General features: G+C 34.8%; 14 protein-coding genes. 6 read left to right on the top strand and 8 right to left on the bottom strand.

Annotated features, from left to right (window positions below; translation table 11 throughout):
• Positions 1-41: 41 nt before the first annotated feature.
• Genes Q0787_RS03845 through Q0787_RS03860 form a run of 4 tightly spaced genes read right to left on the bottom strand, consistent with a single transcriptional unit; the run spans position 42 to position 8,035 of the window.
• Positions 42-416: a hypothetical protein gene (locus tag Q0787_RS03845; protein WP_298900913.1), complete on the bottom strand. Its 375-nt coding sequence runs from the start codon at positions 414-416 to the stop codon at positions 42-44.
• Entirely contained in the window at positions 385-4,158 is a 3,774-nt protein-coding gene (locus tag Q0787_RS03850; RefSeq protein ID WP_298900914.1) for a DUF6443 domain-containing protein, read from the bottom strand. The genes Q0787_RS03845 and Q0787_RS03850 overlap by 32 nt, the downstream gene beginning before the upstream one ends.
• Before the next feature lie 11 nt (positions 4,159-4,169).
• Positions 4,170-4,595, bottom strand: coding sequence for a hypothetical protein (locus Q0787_RS03855; protein WP_298900915.1), 426 nt, complete (start codon positions 4,593-4,595; stop codon positions 4,170-4,172).
• Between the two features lie 11 nt (positions 4,596-4,606).
• On the bottom strand, positions 4,607-8,035 hold the full coding sequence (locus tag Q0787_RS03860) for a hypothetical protein (protein ID WP_298900916.1): 3,429 nt from the start codon (positions 8,033-8,035) through the stop codon (positions 4,607-4,609).
• A 514-nt stretch (positions 8,036-8,549) separates the two neighbouring features.
• On the opposite strand from Q0787_RS03860, the gene Q0787_RS03865 reads away from it, so the two are divergent.
• The 6 genes from Q0787_RS03865 (at position 8,550) to Q0787_RS03890 (ending at position 13,406) form a co-directional block, all read left to right on the top strand.
• Positions 8,550-8,996, top strand: a complete 447-nt coding sequence (locus Q0787_RS03865; protein ID WP_298900917.1) for a hypothetical protein — start codon at positions 8,550-8,552, stop codon at positions 8,994-8,996.
• 48 nt (positions 8,997-9,044) lie between these two features.
• The gene (locus Q0787_RS03870; protein WP_298900918.1) at positions 9,045-10,502 is read left to right on the top strand and encodes a hypothetical protein; all 1,458 of its coding nucleotides are present in this window, start codon (positions 9,045-9,047) and stop codon (positions 10,500-10,502) included.
• A gap of 228 nt (positions 10,503-10,730) precedes the next feature.
• Positions 10,731-11,249, top strand: a complete 519-nt coding sequence (locus tag Q0787_RS03875) for a hypothetical protein (protein ID WP_298900919.1) — start codon at positions 10,731-10,733, stop codon at positions 11,247-11,249.
• Positions 11,250-11,462: 213 nt separating this feature from the next.
• The gene (locus Q0787_RS03880) at positions 11,463-11,951 is read left to right on the top strand and encodes a hypothetical protein (RefSeq protein ID WP_298900920.1); all 489 of its coding nucleotides are present in this window, start codon (positions 11,463-11,465) and stop codon (positions 11,949-11,951) included.
• A complete protein-coding gene (locus Q0787_RS03885) occupies positions 11,918-12,733 on the top strand; it encodes an ATP-binding protein (RefSeq protein ID WP_298900921.1) in 816 nt (271 codons plus the stop codon). The genes Q0787_RS03880 and Q0787_RS03885 overlap by 34 nt, the downstream gene beginning before the upstream one ends.
• Before the next feature lie 7 nt (positions 12,734-12,740).
• Positions 12,741-13,406, top strand: a complete 666-nt coding sequence (locus tag Q0787_RS03890) for a response regulator transcription factor (RefSeq protein WP_298900922.1) — start codon at positions 12,741-12,743, stop codon at positions 13,404-13,406.
• A 307-nt stretch (positions 13,407-13,713) separates the two neighbouring features.
• Here the strand turns inward: Q0787_RS03890 and Q0787_RS03895 are convergent, their stop codons facing one another.
• The 4 genes from Q0787_RS03895 to Q0787_RS03910 are packed head-to-tail and all read right to left on the bottom strand — an operon-like array spanning position 13,714 to position 17,642.
• Entirely contained in the window at positions 13,714-14,874 is a 1,161-nt protein-coding gene (locus Q0787_RS03895) for a metal ABC transporter permease (protein ID WP_298900923.1), read from the bottom strand.
• Positions 14,867-15,994, bottom strand: a complete 1,128-nt coding sequence (locus Q0787_RS03900; RefSeq protein ID WP_298900924.1) for a metal ABC transporter permease — start codon at positions 15,992-15,994, stop codon at positions 14,867-14,869. The genes Q0787_RS03895 and Q0787_RS03900 overlap by 8 nt, the downstream gene beginning before the upstream one ends.
• Entirely contained in the window at positions 15,994-16,731 is a 738-nt protein-coding gene (locus Q0787_RS03905; protein WP_298900925.1) for a metal ABC transporter ATP-binding protein, read from the bottom strand. The genes Q0787_RS03900 and Q0787_RS03905 overlap by 1 nt, the downstream gene beginning before the upstream one ends.
• Complete coding sequence (locus Q0787_RS03910) at positions 16,731-17,642, bottom strand: zinc ABC transporter substrate-binding protein (protein WP_298900927.1); 912 nt, start codon at positions 17,640-17,642, stop codon at positions 16,731-16,733. Before Q0787_RS03910 ends, Q0787_RS03905 begins: the two co-directional genes overlap by 1 nt.
• Between the last annotated feature and the right edge of the window lie 5 nt (positions 17,643-17,647).

Genomic DNA, 17,647 nt, shown 5'->3' on the forward strand with positions numbered 1-17,647 from the left:
CATGGACGCTTGCGCCAGCGAGGGACATTACCCACATTACCTTACTCAGATATCAAATAAATTTGTTTTTTTTCTTTGTTATATCTTAATCTATTATATTCTGTTGAATACCAAGAGGTCCATGTGTAAAAATCATTTAAAGTTGGAGGTGACTGTCCTTCAAACTGCACATCAGCATCTGATTTATATCCTGATAAGTTTTCAAAAAGGGATCTAGCATCATTAAGTTCTTTGCCAGAAAAAGTTTTACCATAAAATATAAAATCTGATAAAATTTCTAAATTCTTTTCAACCTCTTGGCATGCGAATTTATCTGTACAATCAAATTTATTTTTTTTTGTACTATCACATGATTGAATAATAATAAAAAAGATAAGTGCATATTTAATTCTCTTCATTACTTGTAACGTTTCCATATTTATATGTTATTGTTGCTGTTATTGTTTTACCATTTTTAGTGAATTTATACGTATATGTACCAGATATAGCTTTTTTACTAGGATGATTTATATTTCCTTGAGACGATGTAACACCTCTGGTCTTAGCGCTTTTTGGAATTCTTTCTTGTCTAAAATTATCATCAGATGGGTCATTTGGTAACCTTTCATAACCTCCATTAATTGTTGATTCGACTGCTTCTCCTGCGCTATGCGCATCAAATTTATTTAAAGGTTTACCTTTTGAGCCTAATTGATATTCAAATTGTTCTTCAAATTCGTGTCCTATTAATGTCTTTTTGGTTAATGCTTTTCCATCTTTTATTTCACTAATATCTCCAATATCAATAGTTTTTGTTTCAGTACCTCCAATTCTAGTATCTACATCATTCATCACTATATTTACAGTAACCACCCCTTTGGCATCAACAGATTTTTTTAAAACATCATATAGCCCTTTTTGTTCATCAGTAAAAGCTGCATATTCCTTATCAGTAGCGCTAAGAGTAACATTACCGTTTCCATCAACATGAACAAATTGTCCACCCAATTCTTCATTTGTTAATTTTTCAAATTGATTGATAGCTTTTTGCTTTCCCTCTAAAACTAAATCATCTGGCGCCATTCCGTCTGGGTCGACATATCTCAATGGATTATTAAATCCATAACTATAAGGACTATGTCTTCTCATAATTTCAGCCAAAGGGTCCAAATTCATCCAACGCCCAAGTGAGGGATCATAATTACGTGCTGTAATATCTATCCAATCTAAGTCTAGTTCGTTTTGCTCTTCTTTACCTCCAAAACCATAGTTGTGGTCAGAGACTACATTACCATTATACCCTTTATGTTTGAGTCCAAAAGGATAGTAGTTATTCTCTTCTTGAATTTCTAGATTAGGTGTACTTGCTGTACTGATGTCTTTATAATTGAGTCTAATATTACCTAAGTGATCTTTATACTGGTATACATAATCATAACTGGCACCATTTTTTTCTACAAAGCCCTCAGGGTGAGAAAAGAACTTTAATACTCCATTCTCATAGATATAGCCTCCTGCATATTCGGTATTGCCTCCTGTACTCACTATCTTTTTTTGTTTTATTCCTGTTGCATCGTAAATATATTGAATATTTCCACCACTTAAGGTCACTTGGGTTGGTAAATTTAAGTGGTTATAGGTAATATTCGATGAAATACCTTTATTGGCATCGGTTAGCATATTACCATTAACATCATAGGTGTATTCTGTTGTTGTATTAGAACCATCTACAAAGCCATAGGTGTCATTACCCATATCTTCTACTTTTTTAAGCTGATTGCTATTTGTCTCATAAGTATAATTTAAGTCGTCCATGGCTCCAAAGGTTGTTGCTCCAGAATTGGTATGACCATTTCGGTGTAATCGGGTTAAATTTCCGTTTTTATCATATTTGGTCCACATCGAATATTGATCTACCGCACTCAGTGTACTTTGCTTTCTGCTATAAGCTGTGGTTAAACGATTTAGTGCGTCATACTTAAATGAGTAGCCTCTTTTTATATTGTCATTTTCGGTCTTCCATTTTATCTGTGAAATATTACCGTTATATAGTGGATTTCCACCACCTGATCCTTCTATATCACCATTATAATTTAATTCAAAACCAAAAAGATCATGGCCTAAATTGTCAACATCGTTTATTGATTTTAACCAACCTCTTACAGTATAGGTGTAATCTATGGTTTGCAATCTAGATTGCGAAATATCGCCTCCTACACCTTTGCTTTCTAGCTGTCCAAGTTCATCATAACTATGTTCTGTAATCACCTCTTCTGGCATAAATGTGCTAGTAATTTTATTGTGATGACTAAGGAGTCTGTTTTGAGAATCATAATCAAAAGTGTCTACGGTATAAACAGCACTATGCCCTGTTCTAGTATGGGTAGTGGTGGTCTCTGTCACTCGACCATCAAATTCAATGTTACTTTTTACTTTATCTGTAGTTTCTAAATAGGTGTTATGACTGTAAATATATAAAGGCTGGGCTTTGCTATCGTAGTAACTTACCGTTGTAATCCAATCATTAGTATCTAAAACCTTAACTTTTGTACCTGTTGCTAATCCTTTAACATTGGTAATTGGTGTAATCCCATAAGCCGTTTCAGAAACACCACCAGCTAAATCAAAATTATAGTCGTCATAATAACTAATGGTATGAATTTCATCACTACTTGTTGGGATGGCTGTAGATGTATAGTAGGTATTAGAATATCCTGTTCCTGAGCTTACTTTAACTTCGTATTGCGTCGCTAAGGCATAATCATTGGCCAAATTTTGAAAATAGGTTCGTGATCCTGTTGAATTTTTAATTCCTGTATAGGCCACTCTTCCAAAAGCATCATATTTGGTGAATAACCATTTCCCTTGCTGGTCAAGAATTTCATCTTGGGTCATAATAGGTAAATCTAACTTATTATAAACGATATATTCCCAACCCTTTCCAGGGACTTTCTTTTCTACCAAACGGTTTTTATCATCGTACTTGTATTGGTAGCCTAAACCATCCATAGCGTTCGTAACATCAGTAAGCACTCCTGTGTCTGTTAACATTAAAGGAGGCAGCACGAAACTCAAGTTTCCATGTCTGTCATAAACATAATAGGTATCATGTTTCACTGCCGATTCATTAGTTCCAGAGATGGTCCCATCATTATTAACATCGATATCATTAAACGTTCGTTTTAAAATTAATCGGCCTTCGGCATCGGTAAATTCTTCAACCGTATGATTTTTTGAAGTTCCAGTGTGGTTTTCATCTCTGGTGATTGATTTATACAATTCGCCTTCGTTATACATACCGTTTAAGGTCAATGTAGTGTTATAAATTTTGTGTGCGCTATTATAAGCAAGGGTCACCTCAAAACGTCTTACTTCAGAATTTTCGTTGGTTTGGTAATCCATTTCTATCTCGTGGCCACCTCCCATAGCCCAATCATTACCAGGAGCGGCTTGCTTAAGCACACGATTTAAAGGTGAGGCTTCAAACGCTTTTTCGGTATATGGGTTGAGCGTGTTTTCATATTTAGTGGTATTATAAAATGAATCTGTTGTATTCTCTGCATTGGTTTTAAATGCGCCTCCATTATTCTCTTGAGCAAAGGGTAAGAATTCTTGTTTGGCTCTCCCATAAGCATCATACTCGGCATGCGCAATAATATCTTCGCAACTTGCTCCTGCACGAATGGCAACACTTTGAACGGCTCTTCCAAGTCCGTCAAAATAAGTTACAGATTCCAGCTTTTGGCTACTGTCTAATTGGTCAAATGCAGCATGGTTTGATACGGCGACTCTTGGCGTTATGGTATGTACATAATTGGTGTTAGTTAAATTGGTATCTGCGCAATAGGTGGCAGTGGTTATGTTAACATCCAATTCTGCTAAAACTGTTTTTCGTTGCTGCATTTTTATATTGCCCACACCAGTAGTTCCCCATTTTATAGTAACATAATAGGTAGTCCCAGAGAGTAAACCGTAAGACAGTTTTGTACCTCCAGTAACAGTCCATTTTTGATAGGTAATTAAATTCCCCGAATCATAGGTATAAGTATGTGTACTGGTTTCAACAACTGTTGTTGGTCCAGCAATAAACTGGCTAAAACCATAAAAACTAAAGGCGAGCATAGCTACCAATGTCAATATGGAATTTTTTCGATGTTTTATATTCTTGTGTTCTAACATGACATTGATTTTTATTGGTAAGTGATACCGTTAATAGAAAATTCGTAGACTTCCTGTTCTGTTTCAGACAGTATACATATAAGCTCTGCAGATAGTCCTGCTGATGTTCCCTCAATAGTAAAACTAGCTTGGTATGTTTCACCATCTTCAACAATATTTAGTGTATAATTTAACTGACCCGTAGACGTACTTTCATTCCACTGTCCTGAGACACTAACAATATTAAAATTGGTAGCGGCTGTATCATCATTGATAAACTGAATCCAATTAAATGTGCTTTCAGTAATGGTAATGGTCGATGTGATTTGTTTGTCCTCACCATAAGAGAAGACATGTTCACTTTGCAAGGTGTATTCTGAGTTTTGACCTTGAGCATTTGTTTGCTGTGTTGCTGCCAAACAGAGTAGACAAACAACGATGGTATATATAATTTTCATGTCCTTAGGTTTTAGTTTTGATTTTTATAGTGATAGCTGTTCTTACTCACGATTTTAAAATCGTTGTCTTTTATGTATTCCAATCGGTCAAAGGCATCATACTCGTAGTACATCTTATAACCTCGTTGATCGATAGATTTAGTAAGTCCTATTATAGGATCGTAGTGAAAAATACTAATCTGAGCATCTGAAAGTGCAGACACATTTCTTAGATTAGCTTCTGTAGTGAAATCAATATTTCCTGAGATACTTTTATATGTACTAGGAATATCGGCATACTCAGCATTTGAAAGCTGTGCAATTGGCAAGGTTTTATTATGCCCCCAGAGGTAGCTCATACGTGCGCCATCAGTTTTACTGACTTCAACCAAATTACCATGCGTGTCATAATCATGGAATTGTACTATAGAAATCAAGCCTTGAGATTCTTTGGCTACTTTAACTTCTTGTAAGGCGACAAAATTGGTATGAAATGGATGATAAATATTATGAGTCTCATTCATTTTTACTGAGTTTCTATATGACTCTGTTTCCAAAACGGTGTTAATCATATTGAGATTTCTCATATTTACCAAGGTGGCAGAAAAATTAGATCCAGGCGTAGCTCCAGCAGGTACTGCATAGAAATACTTGGTTTGTAAATGTTCTTGTACTCCAGACTTTTCGTAGTAAGCATCTTCTTGGCTTACCTGAAAGTTTTCATCGTTGTACTCGTAAGTTTGCCTTACCGTTTTGGTTCTTGTCGTTGGACCATCATAGAAAAAATCGGTAGTGGTGACTTCTTCCAGTTTCGCCCAACCAGAATAGAATATTCTACTGTTTTGAGTGACATCACTAGTATTGCAACCACTATAATATCCTGAGCTCTGTGATGGATCATTTCCACCAGCTGCATCAGGGTTTAAACTGATATAATTACTGTATTGATCGTAATAGATAAACCAAGGACAAGTGTCTTTTTTATAAGAACTTCGCATGGTGAACATGGCGTCCTCGACAAAGTCATATTTTAAAACACCATTAGTATCATAATGCGTGATTTCCTGTAAAGGTTTGTCATCCTCTCTAAAAATGCGTTTTCTTGTGAGTAGTCCACGCCTATAATCATTGTTTGGTGCTGGATGAGGATTTGGAAGATCAAACACATCCGAAGGACTAGGAAACTCGTAAGCAGAAGTATGATTGTAAATGGTATAACCATTACCTGTTTCATAGACTTTTACCTGTCTATAACCTACATATTCGCCTTGACTTAGTTGGGCTCTTACGCCTACTTCAGTAATCTCATATTTTACTGGTGTGGAAGCGCCAGGAGACGTGTAATTAGGAGCTGCTGCTACAAAATTATTAGCCGTATGGATGTACTTTCGTGTAAGACGATCTAATTCTGCATCAATTACTCCCGAAGATCTTAAGGTATTCGCTTCATCATCATACACATAATTAATATTCTTTACAGGAGATGAAGGGTCTACAATGCTATCTCTAAACGCGATGTTTTTGATTCGTACACCTCCACCTATCATTTCTTCTCTTGGTGTGAAATTCTTACGCTTTTTGATATAGTCTATTTCAATGTTTCCACTTACAGTATATACTGAAGTATCTAGATTCGTATTATATGTAAAACCTACTGTAAAAGCTCCAGCTGGTAGATTATTAATTTTGTAACAGTTTTCGTTAAGTTCTACGAAATGAGTAACATTATTACTATCAATAACATATACACGATGATTATTTAAATACGGACTTCCTGCCGCTGGTGTTGTTATAGTTGATGATATAAATATATCTTGGGCAAAAGGCAAAGTTCCTGTTATTAAACTCATTGGTAAAGAGGAAAACTGAGAAGGGTTTTGATAGGTAAAACTCTGTGTTTCATTTTTAGGTTCAGTATTTCTCGGGTTTTTCATATATTCATCATAGCCAAGTGTTTGATTTCCATAATAAGAATACGTATGATGCTCAAATTCAAACTCCTTTGTACCACCTGTAGGATAAGAAATACTCGAAAGTAATCCAGTACTTATAGTTGCCTCACTATAAACATTTGCAGCAGGGCTACTACAATTTATTGTGGTAACACCTATGTCACTATAATAGCCCCAATCGTCACCCATGTTAGAATCGAAACCAGGTAAATTGGCCTTATCATTATAAGCTAGATGATAATCATGATTAACACCTCCTGCAGTTTCTCTTACTTTCATAAGCCACAAACGATGTGAATCTGGACTGGTATTAGTATCTGTTGTAGTTTCGTAGCTCATGGTATAACTTTTATGAACTGCTCCAGAAGTATCTTTAATGTTTATTGTCTTTAATATGGCTCCTGTGGTTTCAGGGTGTGAATTGGCATTATCTTTTAGAAAGGCAACACTAGTGCCATCCTTAAAACTTATCGAGGCCAGTTTTTTTGTTGGAGAAGTGGTTACATAATAAGAAACGGTTTGCTCAGGTTTGAGCTTTCCTTGGTTATAAGGGTCACTAATATCTGCCAATTGTACATTGGAATTTCCATTAATTTCAAGGATTTTGTTATAGGTTCTTGTCACAGATGTGACATAAGATTCGTTTTCTGTACTATAAGTAAATGTTGCTAATGCTATCCCATTACTGGTTTTAACAGCAGTAAGATGCCATGCCGAATTAATAGCAATGGTTTCATTTGTTCCTGACGGATTCAAAACACCAACATCGCCTTGTGGCACTGAACCGCTATTAATTTCTGAAGAAGTAGTTTCTACTTCAGTAAATTCATAAACATATCCATTAGGATCTGTAATGGTAAAGCTATTAATGGCTCTAGAACCACTTGAGTTTTGATTAAAATTGATATCAATTGCTGCACTTTTAGAAATTAGTTTAGGAACTAATGAAAGTCCTTCCCTTAAAATCACAAATCGACCAGAATAACCCATAAAATTAAACTGGTAAAGATCCACATCATTATCATATTTATGGATACTACTACCAACGGCTCTCCAATCGTATTCTTCTTTAGAGCCTGCTCCTGTTCCTGATAGTGTATTGTAATTCCAGTAATCATCACTATGTAAAACACCAGTTTTAATACCTGAATAACCATAAGAGTTTGCCTTTAACTCATCGGGCACGTCTCTAACAGTCCTGGAAATGACACCGCCTGCATTTAAAGACCAACCAGTGCCTGTCCATCCAGATACATTGTTAATCTTTATGCCTTGGGTATTATAACTCAGTCCGATATTAACGGATAAATCACCATTAAGTGCTTTAGAATAGATGGGGATAGAGATATTAGGCTGTCCTGTATAATAACTTACAGGCACTTCTTCAAACTGCATTAAATTGGCTACAGTTGGTGAGGGCGGAATGACTTCTGGTAATTCTTGACCATAAGACATGGAGCATATCATTACTGTAAACACAGAAACGATAGAAGCTACAAAATTTTTCATAGAGTAAATACTTTAATAGTTAATTGAAAACAAATCACCAATTGTCCATTTCAAAGGACTTTGCGATGATTTTATATGTTCATTTTTAATGACTTAAAGCTACTTATGAAAAAGGAGTTTCATTTGTGGTTTAACCTTTAAATATTAAAGGTTAATGCTTTAAATGTTGGTGTAGAAGCCTAACTAAATTTAAGATCTACACCTGCAAAATATAAGTCATGTACTTAGGAAATCTATCATCAGAATTTTAATGCAATAACACACCAAGCCATTTTAAAACTTCAGATTAATCTGATATGTAATACAAGCTGTTTAACCTGATTTTCTAAATCAAGTTTTTTGGCTCTACTATTAATAACGATGGTATTCGACATTTGTAAAGTAGTCGAGACCTGAACAATTTATAAGTGCAACTGTAATTCAATTTTCGATGATAAAGAAAGGCGAAAACCGAAAAGCCTAAATAGATAGAGTAGGTAAAACAATTAATAAAAACCTTTAAATACTAGAAATTATGTCTAAAACTATTGAAGTAGAGCTTAATGTAAAAAAAAGCATAAACGACGTGCAAAATATTGTAAAACATGGAAGTAACCCTTTTATAACAGTCGCCTTAGATACACATTACAAAGAATGTATACACAACGAGGATGTTCCAAGTGAACCTATAGAACCTGGGATGAACGTGTACTGCCACGCGACAAGTGAAGCCAGCGGAAGCTGTTTTTTTAAAGACAGTAAATTTGGATTATCCTTCTATGATAATCTTGGAAAACCATTAGGCTATGCTCACTTTCATGAACCAGATGCTGGCAGTTGGCATGCAGGAGAGACAGGTGTTTATATTAAAGCCACCTCATCACAAGCCGGTTATCTTATCGCTACAAAAACTCGAGATGATCACGGAACCACAAATCACTTTACAATCACAATAAGTGGCGAACCAGCAACAGGGTCTTAATTCTTAAAATAAAAATCATCTATTAATAATCTTTAAAATTCAAAAATTATGTCAACAACAACACAAAATTGGAGTTGGGTTATGAACATGAATCCAACATTATACAACCAACTCAGAAACGTTATATTCTCTAATATTATTCCACAGTCCATTTCAGGTCAAGAATATGATGGCAGTACTATAGACCTGAATTTCAGTACAGCATTAACAAATATACAGGTAGATACCACAGAACAGGATGTGCTCTTAATAAACGCTCCAATATCAGGAAACACTACAACAAATGGTATCCAAAGCATGTTTAAAGGCAGCGTATCGTTAAAAGTATATTTGGATAATCTTTTTATTTCTCCTTGTTCGGGTGCAACCGAAACAAACACAAACACAGATGGTGCCTCATGGTCCAATTGTTTAAGTCTCAATGCCGATGCTTTATCTGCGCCTGTAGTAACACTAACCACTGGTACAAGTTCTCAAGCAGATATGCTAACCAGTTGGTTTCAGAGTAGTATTGATTCTTATGTAGCAAGTTCTCCCAATCAGTTAGGCGAAGCAACCGCAAACAATTTAAACCAATACTTTGCGCCGACCTACATAAAATTTATTACGCTAAACTGGTCTAGTACCACAATCACACCTTCTGTTTTAATGCTCGTTATGGTAAATGATGTTCCAGCGCCTACAGGAGATCAACATAGTGCTTTTGAAGCGTCTACATTGCTTTCCATAACAGCGCCTTCAAACTGTGCCATTGCATTTGATGATTATACATTGTACCAATTTATAGCAAGTAACATCAAAGATAATGATGATTTTGGCAAATACATAAATAGCGCTACAGCAACTCAGGGTACTAATACAGATCCTGCTACTTTAATAATCAAAGCCTCTAAAGACACCCCTTTTAGCTGTTATACTGGGTCTAGTGAGACTTATATCGCAGACAATGCTTTGAAAACGAATCTCAATATGAGCAATGCGAATAACGTTTCGTTTGGGTATTCAGCATTAATTAATCTCATTAATAACGAAGACGGTAGTCAGACCTTCGAATTGGAAAACGACGAAACAAGCTCATCTGTTACATTAAACACAGACAGTCCAATCGTAATTTCAATATTTTCCATTGCAGCATATCTAGCCGTAGCATTCCCTGTATTAGGAGGTGTTTGTTTCTTAGGTGTTTGGGCTGCTATTAATTTTTCAATACAAAACACTTTACTTAAAATTGGTAAAAAACTTGAAATAGATGAGACCAAAGATGTAGAAGATTCTTTTGAAAATGAGAACGTCACAGTTACCATAAATTACCAAAGTGTTACTTTGGATAATGGAGTAATATTGAAAGCCAATGTGGTGGTGGTTAAAAATGCAACGGAAAGTGCACCAGTACAATACAAAATAGCCAATGCTCCAAAAGATTATGATCCATCAGCAAACGGAATTGGTGCTCTTATAAACACTTTAGATTGGATGCATGATGGGTTTAAGAAAACATTGAATTAGAAAACACAACTTAAATCTAACAACAATGAATAACTACAGTAATTGGCACTATAACTTTTAACCAATAAAAGGCTTTGCATAAATGCAGAGCTTTTTTTGTATACAATGCAGGTTTTTCTACTAAAATAAGCAGGTAATTCAACCTGATTTGTTCCCATAAAGTGAAATGCTCCTTCATTAATAAGTATCTTGAATTCAAATAATTAACAAACTCTAAAATCAATAATTATGAAAACAACAATTAAACTTAGTATTGCAATTTACATCCTACTATTCCTCTGCTTAGGATGTAAAAATGATAAGCAAACAGTTCAAAATTTAGCCGAAACAACCACTTCTGAAAGAACCGAACTTTGTGGTTTTGAAGGCACTCCTTTTAAGAAAATTGCTCCAGTAGCGATTGCAGAATTAAATCGATATAATACCTTTTATGATGACCTTGTGAAGAGCCTACCTGCTTCTGAATCTGAACATTTAATTTTAGGTGTTGAGATAACAAAGATCCAAGAATTGTTTGATGTTGCTTGCGCAGTAAAAGATAATCCTGGTTCGAGCTTATATGTGATGAATGCCATTAAAGAGGTTAAGGATGAGGATGGCAATATTACTCCTGTGACAGATATGATTTTTGTTGTTGTGCCACCTAACTCAGAATCACCACAGGTTAAAAACCATTATTATAATTTTACACAACCTTGCCCTGCTGCTTGTCCAAAAATAACAGGAATAGATTATCCTATAAAATAAACACCTTAAATAGATGACTCAATAACAATGGATTCTTACGCTACATTACATACTATATATGCCTATACTGTGAAACTAGCACTAGTATGCTTGAGTATTAATGTAGCTTTCTGTTTAATTAATAGGAAAAAACTAAATACGCCATTTTTACGCCTATTTTATTTCCTGATTTGGAATCTCCTTATCGAAATTTTGGCTTATGTATGTATACAAATGAAATGGAACAATCTCCCTTTATTACATCTATACACCTTAGGAGAATTTATGTTATTCTCTTACTTTTTTATGAGTTTGATTAATAAGCCTGCATCAATTAAAACTGTACTTCGGTATGTTCTAATTTGTGGAAGTTTGCTTATTGTTTTGAATTCTTTGTCTTTGCAGAATATTTTTGGATTCAATAGTTATGCAAAAACATGTGTTCAATTGAGCATTATAACCTATGCTGTGTTGTATTTTTACAATCTGGTTGAAAATCATTCATTTACCTCAGGAGAGTCTAAAGGGTTACGCATTATTAATTCGGCCATTCTAATTTACTATTCAGGAAGTTTATTTATTTTCATGTATGGTGAATTCTCTCTTGTGAATGTAGATGGTTATGTTGTTTTTTGGGCTTTTAATGCCATACTAAACTTTGTTTTTCAATTACTCATTTTATTAGGACTATGGAAGGCGTTTTACAAGAAGAAGGTTATATGACTTTAATGGTGACTGGCATATTAATAATGTTAGCCTTTGCACTGGCCTTTGTTATTTTCTTTAACTATTCACAAAAGAAAATTTTAAAAGAACAAGTGCGCGTGCAAGATTTAAGTCTTAAACATCAAGAAGAATTACTTCATGCAACAATATTAACACAAGAAGCTGAAAGACAAAGAATAGCAAGAGACCTTCATGATGAAATTGGATCGAAACTCAATGTGATTTTTTTAAATATCTGTCGCCTAAAAGCCTACGGAAAAGAGCATGCCGAAATTGACTTAATTACTACAGAAGTAGAAGCTGTAATCAACACTACCATAAATTCAATTCGCTTTATTTCACATGAATTGTTACCACCAACACTAGAAGAATTTGGATTAGTAGAAGCGATTAGGGAATTACAACATAGTATTAATTTACTAGGCCAAATTCGTATTAATTTTAAATCTATGGAAGAGGTTAATAGTATAGACAATAAGTTAGTCGAGTTAAACCTTTTTAGAGTATTGCAAGAATTAATTAATAATTCTATTAAACACGGACAGGCAACCGAAATTAACATAAAACTATGGCCCAAAAACACATTTGTAAAATTAGATTATCAAGACAATGGTAGCGGTTTTGATATCACAAAAATTAAAGAGAAAAAAGGACTTGGAATGAAAAATATTGAAAGCAGACTGCGCATCATCAATGCCAGTTCTACATATAATTCTTCCTCGGAAACCGGAACTAATGTAATCATTGAGATCCCTCCTACCGACTTAGATAAAACTTAAAATGACCATGAAAACAATTTCTATTGCAATTGCCGATGACGAAGCCTTATTTCGAAAAGGTATGATTCTTATTTTAAACAGTTATTCTAAACTGAAAGTGGATTTAGAAGCGGAAAATGGGAACGATTTATTACAACAGCTTTCGGCTTGTACAACATTGCCTGATGTTTTATTGCTGGATCTAAAAATGCCTGAAATGAATGGTATCGAAGCCGCTAAGTTACTCCAAAAAAAATATCCATCGATAAAAACTATTGTCCTCTCCACGCATTTTAGTAGAGCTTTCATCATAAACATGATTGAGTTATCGGCTGTATCTTATTTACCTAAAAACTCTCAACCTCAAGAGGTTGTTGAAACCATTAAGGCCGTTTATGAAAATGGGTTTTATTACAATAGTGAGGTTTTATCTATAATTCGAGAGAATATAATTTCCAAGAAAAAGCCTAAAGCTAAGTTTTCCATAGAATTAACCTCAAGAGAAAAAGAAGTATTGCAATTAATTTGTGAGCAATATACTGCTCCTGAAATTGCAGAAAAACTTTTTATAAGTCCGAGAACTGTTGATGGACATCGCAATAACCTTTTACTAAAACTAAATTGCAGAAATGTGGCTGGTCTCGTTGTGTTTGCTTTACAACATGAAGTGGTGAAAATCCCGTTACAATATTAATTTGTAAACAGTATGGCTACTCATAAAACAATTTACTAAGCACAATTCCAGACCCTAAAATAGAAAAAAGAATAATCGGAAAGATTACAAAAACATAAAAACGTAGCTCATAACTATATGATCTAGCTTTAATATTTGTTGCATAAAAGTTTGATTTCATAAAAAGAATATGAATCCTAATTAATACAAACACAACCATTGCCATGATAACGATAAATACATAACCTTTCATAACGTATTAGACAAAAAATGGTGATAATTGTTACACTATAAACAGTAAATATACTTAGAATGACAAGGGCATTAGCTAACCTCTAAACAAGAAGAAATCGTCTTTCATATCTTCTATTTGAGCATCTTCGTTGGTGATGATATAGTCTATGGCCTGAGTTGTGAATTCATCACCTTTAGAGGTTAATGATACAATGTTATTATTAATAACGATCATATTATTTTTCAATGCCAACTCGAGCACGGTTTTCGAACGCACTTTTTGCCAATTGATATGTTCATTTAAATGATTAACATGTCGTTCACGTTCCTCATCATGATTTTTAAGGTGTAAAAGAAATGTTAGTAAAGAAACCTCTGTGCGCTGTTGTTTCTCCCTATAAAGCACAGCAATAACGCCTTTATTAGGCGCAAACAAATAAACCAGTAAAAACAAAACACCAAGCATTGTAGTAATTGATCCTGCAATAGATGCATCTAACCAATGGGCAAACCAGTAACCCGAAATAGCACTAAACACCCCAAATACAATCGAAAGTCCTAACATTTTCTTGAGATCTGTAGTTAACAAATAAGCTGTAGCGGCAGGAGCTATCATAAGTGCAACAACTAAAATTGCACCAACAGCGTCAAAAGCTCCCACTGTTGTTATAGACGATACAGACATTAATCCATAATGAATAATTGCTGGAGAAAAACCTAACGACGCTGCCAAACCTTTGTCGAACGTACTTAACTTCAATTCTTTAAAAAAGGCAACTAACAATCCAATAGTAAATAGTAAAATTCCGCCAATAATCCATAGCGACTTAGGACCAACGTCAACACCAGAAATGATTAAACGATCAAATGGTGCTAATGCCAATTCTCCTACTAAAACCGCATCAATATCGAGGTGAACATCATTTGCTTTTTTAGCGATCATCAATACACCAATGCTAAACAAAACAGGGAAAACTAACCCAATGGCTGTATCTTCTTTTACCAATCCTGTTTTCTGAATATATTCTACCAAAACAACAGTAATAACACCAGTTAAAGCAGCCAAAAGAATAAGAAGAGGTGAATTTAAGTCTTGGGTAATAAAAAATCCAACCACAATTCCTGGAAGTATAGAATGACTAATCGCATCACTAATCATAGCCATTTTCCGAAGCACTAAAAACGTACCAGGTATGGCACATGCAATAGCAACTAAACTGGCAATAAGTTGTATTTCTATTTGCGCGCTACTCATCGTTTTTTGTTAATTGGTTATATAAATTTGATGCCGATTTAAAGCCTTCATTAGTTAAGCTCCACGTTGATCCCTCTAGTGTCACATAGTTTTTTTCCACTAATTTTTTAAGTGTCCCTTTAGTAAATCCTTGAAAGTTATTTAAGATTTTAATTTCATGAGGGTGTGATATATCATCGTGTGTTTCAGCAATGTTATACATAAAAGCTAGTGTTTTATGCAGTTGTAAATCGCGGCGATTTTTAATAAATCGTATCTGTTTAAATAAAAGACCTCTACTCGGCGAAAAAATAAATGAGACGAACACAAAAACAGCAGCAACTAATACAATTACGGGTCCAGTAGATAAATTATTTTGGCTCGCACTAATTGCCGTTCCAAAAACGCCGGAAAAAGCACCAAACAATGCCGCCAAAAACACCATTGTTGCCAAACTGTTTGTCCATTGTCTTGCAGCAGCAGCAGGCGCCAAAAGCATAGCACTCATAAGTACAACCCCAACCGTTTGGAGCCCTAAAACGATAGCCAACACAATAAAACTTGTAATAAGTATATCTATCGTTTTTGTATTAAACCCAAGTGTCTTAGCGTAGTCTTTATCGAAAAGTAAAATTTTAAACTCTTTCCAAAACAAGAGCAGTACGAATAAGCATATTCCTGTAACTCCAGCCATCATCCATACATCACTTTCTACAAGTGTTGCTGCCTGACCAAATAAGTATTTATCTAATCCGGCCTGATTGGCATTTGGCTGCTTTTGTATAAAGGTAAGTAAGAGCATTCCGAAGCCAAAAAACAATGATAAAATGAGACCCAATGCCGTATCAGATTTGAGGTGTGTTTTGGTAATAATACCACGTATCCAAAAGGTTCCAATTAAACCACTAACTAAAGCACCTAATAACAATGTATTACTATCTTTCGTCCCTGTAATGAGAAACGAAATTGCTATTCCTGGCAGTGCTGCATGCGAAATGGCATCACCTAAAAGGCTTTGTTTTCGTAGTACAGCAAAACTTCCAAGCATCCCTGTAACTGCACCTAAAATTGCCGTACCAAGTGTTATGGTTCGTAAAGTGTAATCTGAAAATACTAACGAAAAATACTCTCGAATATCCATTATTCCTGTATACTCACTTTATAGTTAATACCATAAGTCTTTGTTAAGTTATCATCATTGAAGATATCCTTAACTGGACCTGTGGCTATCTTTTTCACGTTTAAAAAGGTTACCCAATCAAAATATTCAGGTACAGTTTGTAAATCGTGATGCACAACAATCACTGTTTTTCCTGCTTTTCGTAACTCTTTTAAAATATTAATAATTGCAATTTCGGTAGTGGCATCAACACCTTGAAAAGGTTCATCCATAAAATAGATAGAAGCATCTTGTACTAAGGCCCTTGCTAAAAAAATACGCTGTTGTTGTCCGCCAGACAACTGACTTATTTGTCGGTTTTTAAACGGTAACATTCCTACTTTTTCTAAGGCCTCTAAAGCGGCTTTCTTCTGTTTTTGTCTAGGGCGTTTTATCCAACCCAAACTGCCATAAGTTCCCATCATCACAACATCTAAGGCTGTTGTTGGAAAATCCCAATCTACACTTCCTTTTTGAGGAACATAAGCCACTAATGATCGTTGTTTATTGTATGATTTTCCGTAGATAGAAACACTCCCAGCAATAGGCTTTAAAATGCCTAATATAGATTTAATAAGCGTTGATTTTCCAGCACCATTAGGACCAACAATAGCCATTAAAACACCTTCTGGGATTTCCAAATCGATATCCCAAAGTACAGGTTTGTAGTTATACGCTACAGTTAAATCATCTACTTGTACTGCTATCTTGTTACTCATTACTTTAAGGCATTAACAATAGTATTCACGTTATACTCGAACATTCCAAGGTAAGTGCCTTCAATGGTTCCAGCATCTCCTAAAGCGTCAGAATATAATGTACCACCAATAGCGACTTCATGACCTTTAGATTTTACTGCAGCTTGTAAAGCCTCAATTGTACGCTTTGGAACTGAGCTTTCTACAAAAATAGCTTTGATATCTTTTTCAATAATAAATGCAGAAAGTCTCTGGACATCTTTAACGCCAGCTTCTGTTGCTGTCGATAACCCTTGTAAACCAACAACTTCAAAGTCGAACGCTTTTCCGAAGTAATTAAAAGCATCATGAGCTGTAACTAATATTCTTTTATCCTTTGGCAGTGATGCAACAATCGCATCTAATTTTGTTTGAAGCGCATTTAGTTTTGCAACATAAGCATCCTTATTAGCTTCATAACTATCTGAATGTTCAGGGTCCTTTTCTGAAAGTACTTGGGTAACCTTATTAGCAAATTGAGTAAAATAGTTAATATCAAACCAGACATGCGGATCATAATTAGATGCAAAATAATCGGATCCAATTAACGTGCTTTTATCTAATTCTTCACCTAATGCAATTGGTGTCTTAGTACTGCTTCCCATTTTTTCGAAAACCTCAACGAGTTTTCCTTCAAGGTGGAGTCCGTTATAAAAAATAATATTTGCGTCTACCAACTTTGTAACGTCTCCCTCACTCGCTTTATATAAATGAGGGTCAACGCCGCTTCCCATTAATCCTTGCACATTAACATGATCTCCACCTATATTTTTAACCAAATCTGTGATCATTGTTGTGGTGGTTACAATGTTTAACTTCCCATTAGATTGGGTGTCATTTTTGCAACTAAAAATAGTTGCGATTACTAAAAGTATAAGTATGTTCTTTTTCATAGTAT

The sequence above is a fragment of the uncultured Psychroserpens sp. genome, from assembly GCF_947492715.1.
GTDB lineage: Bacteria > Bacteroidota > Bacteroidia > Flavobacteriales > Flavobacteriaceae > Psychroserpens.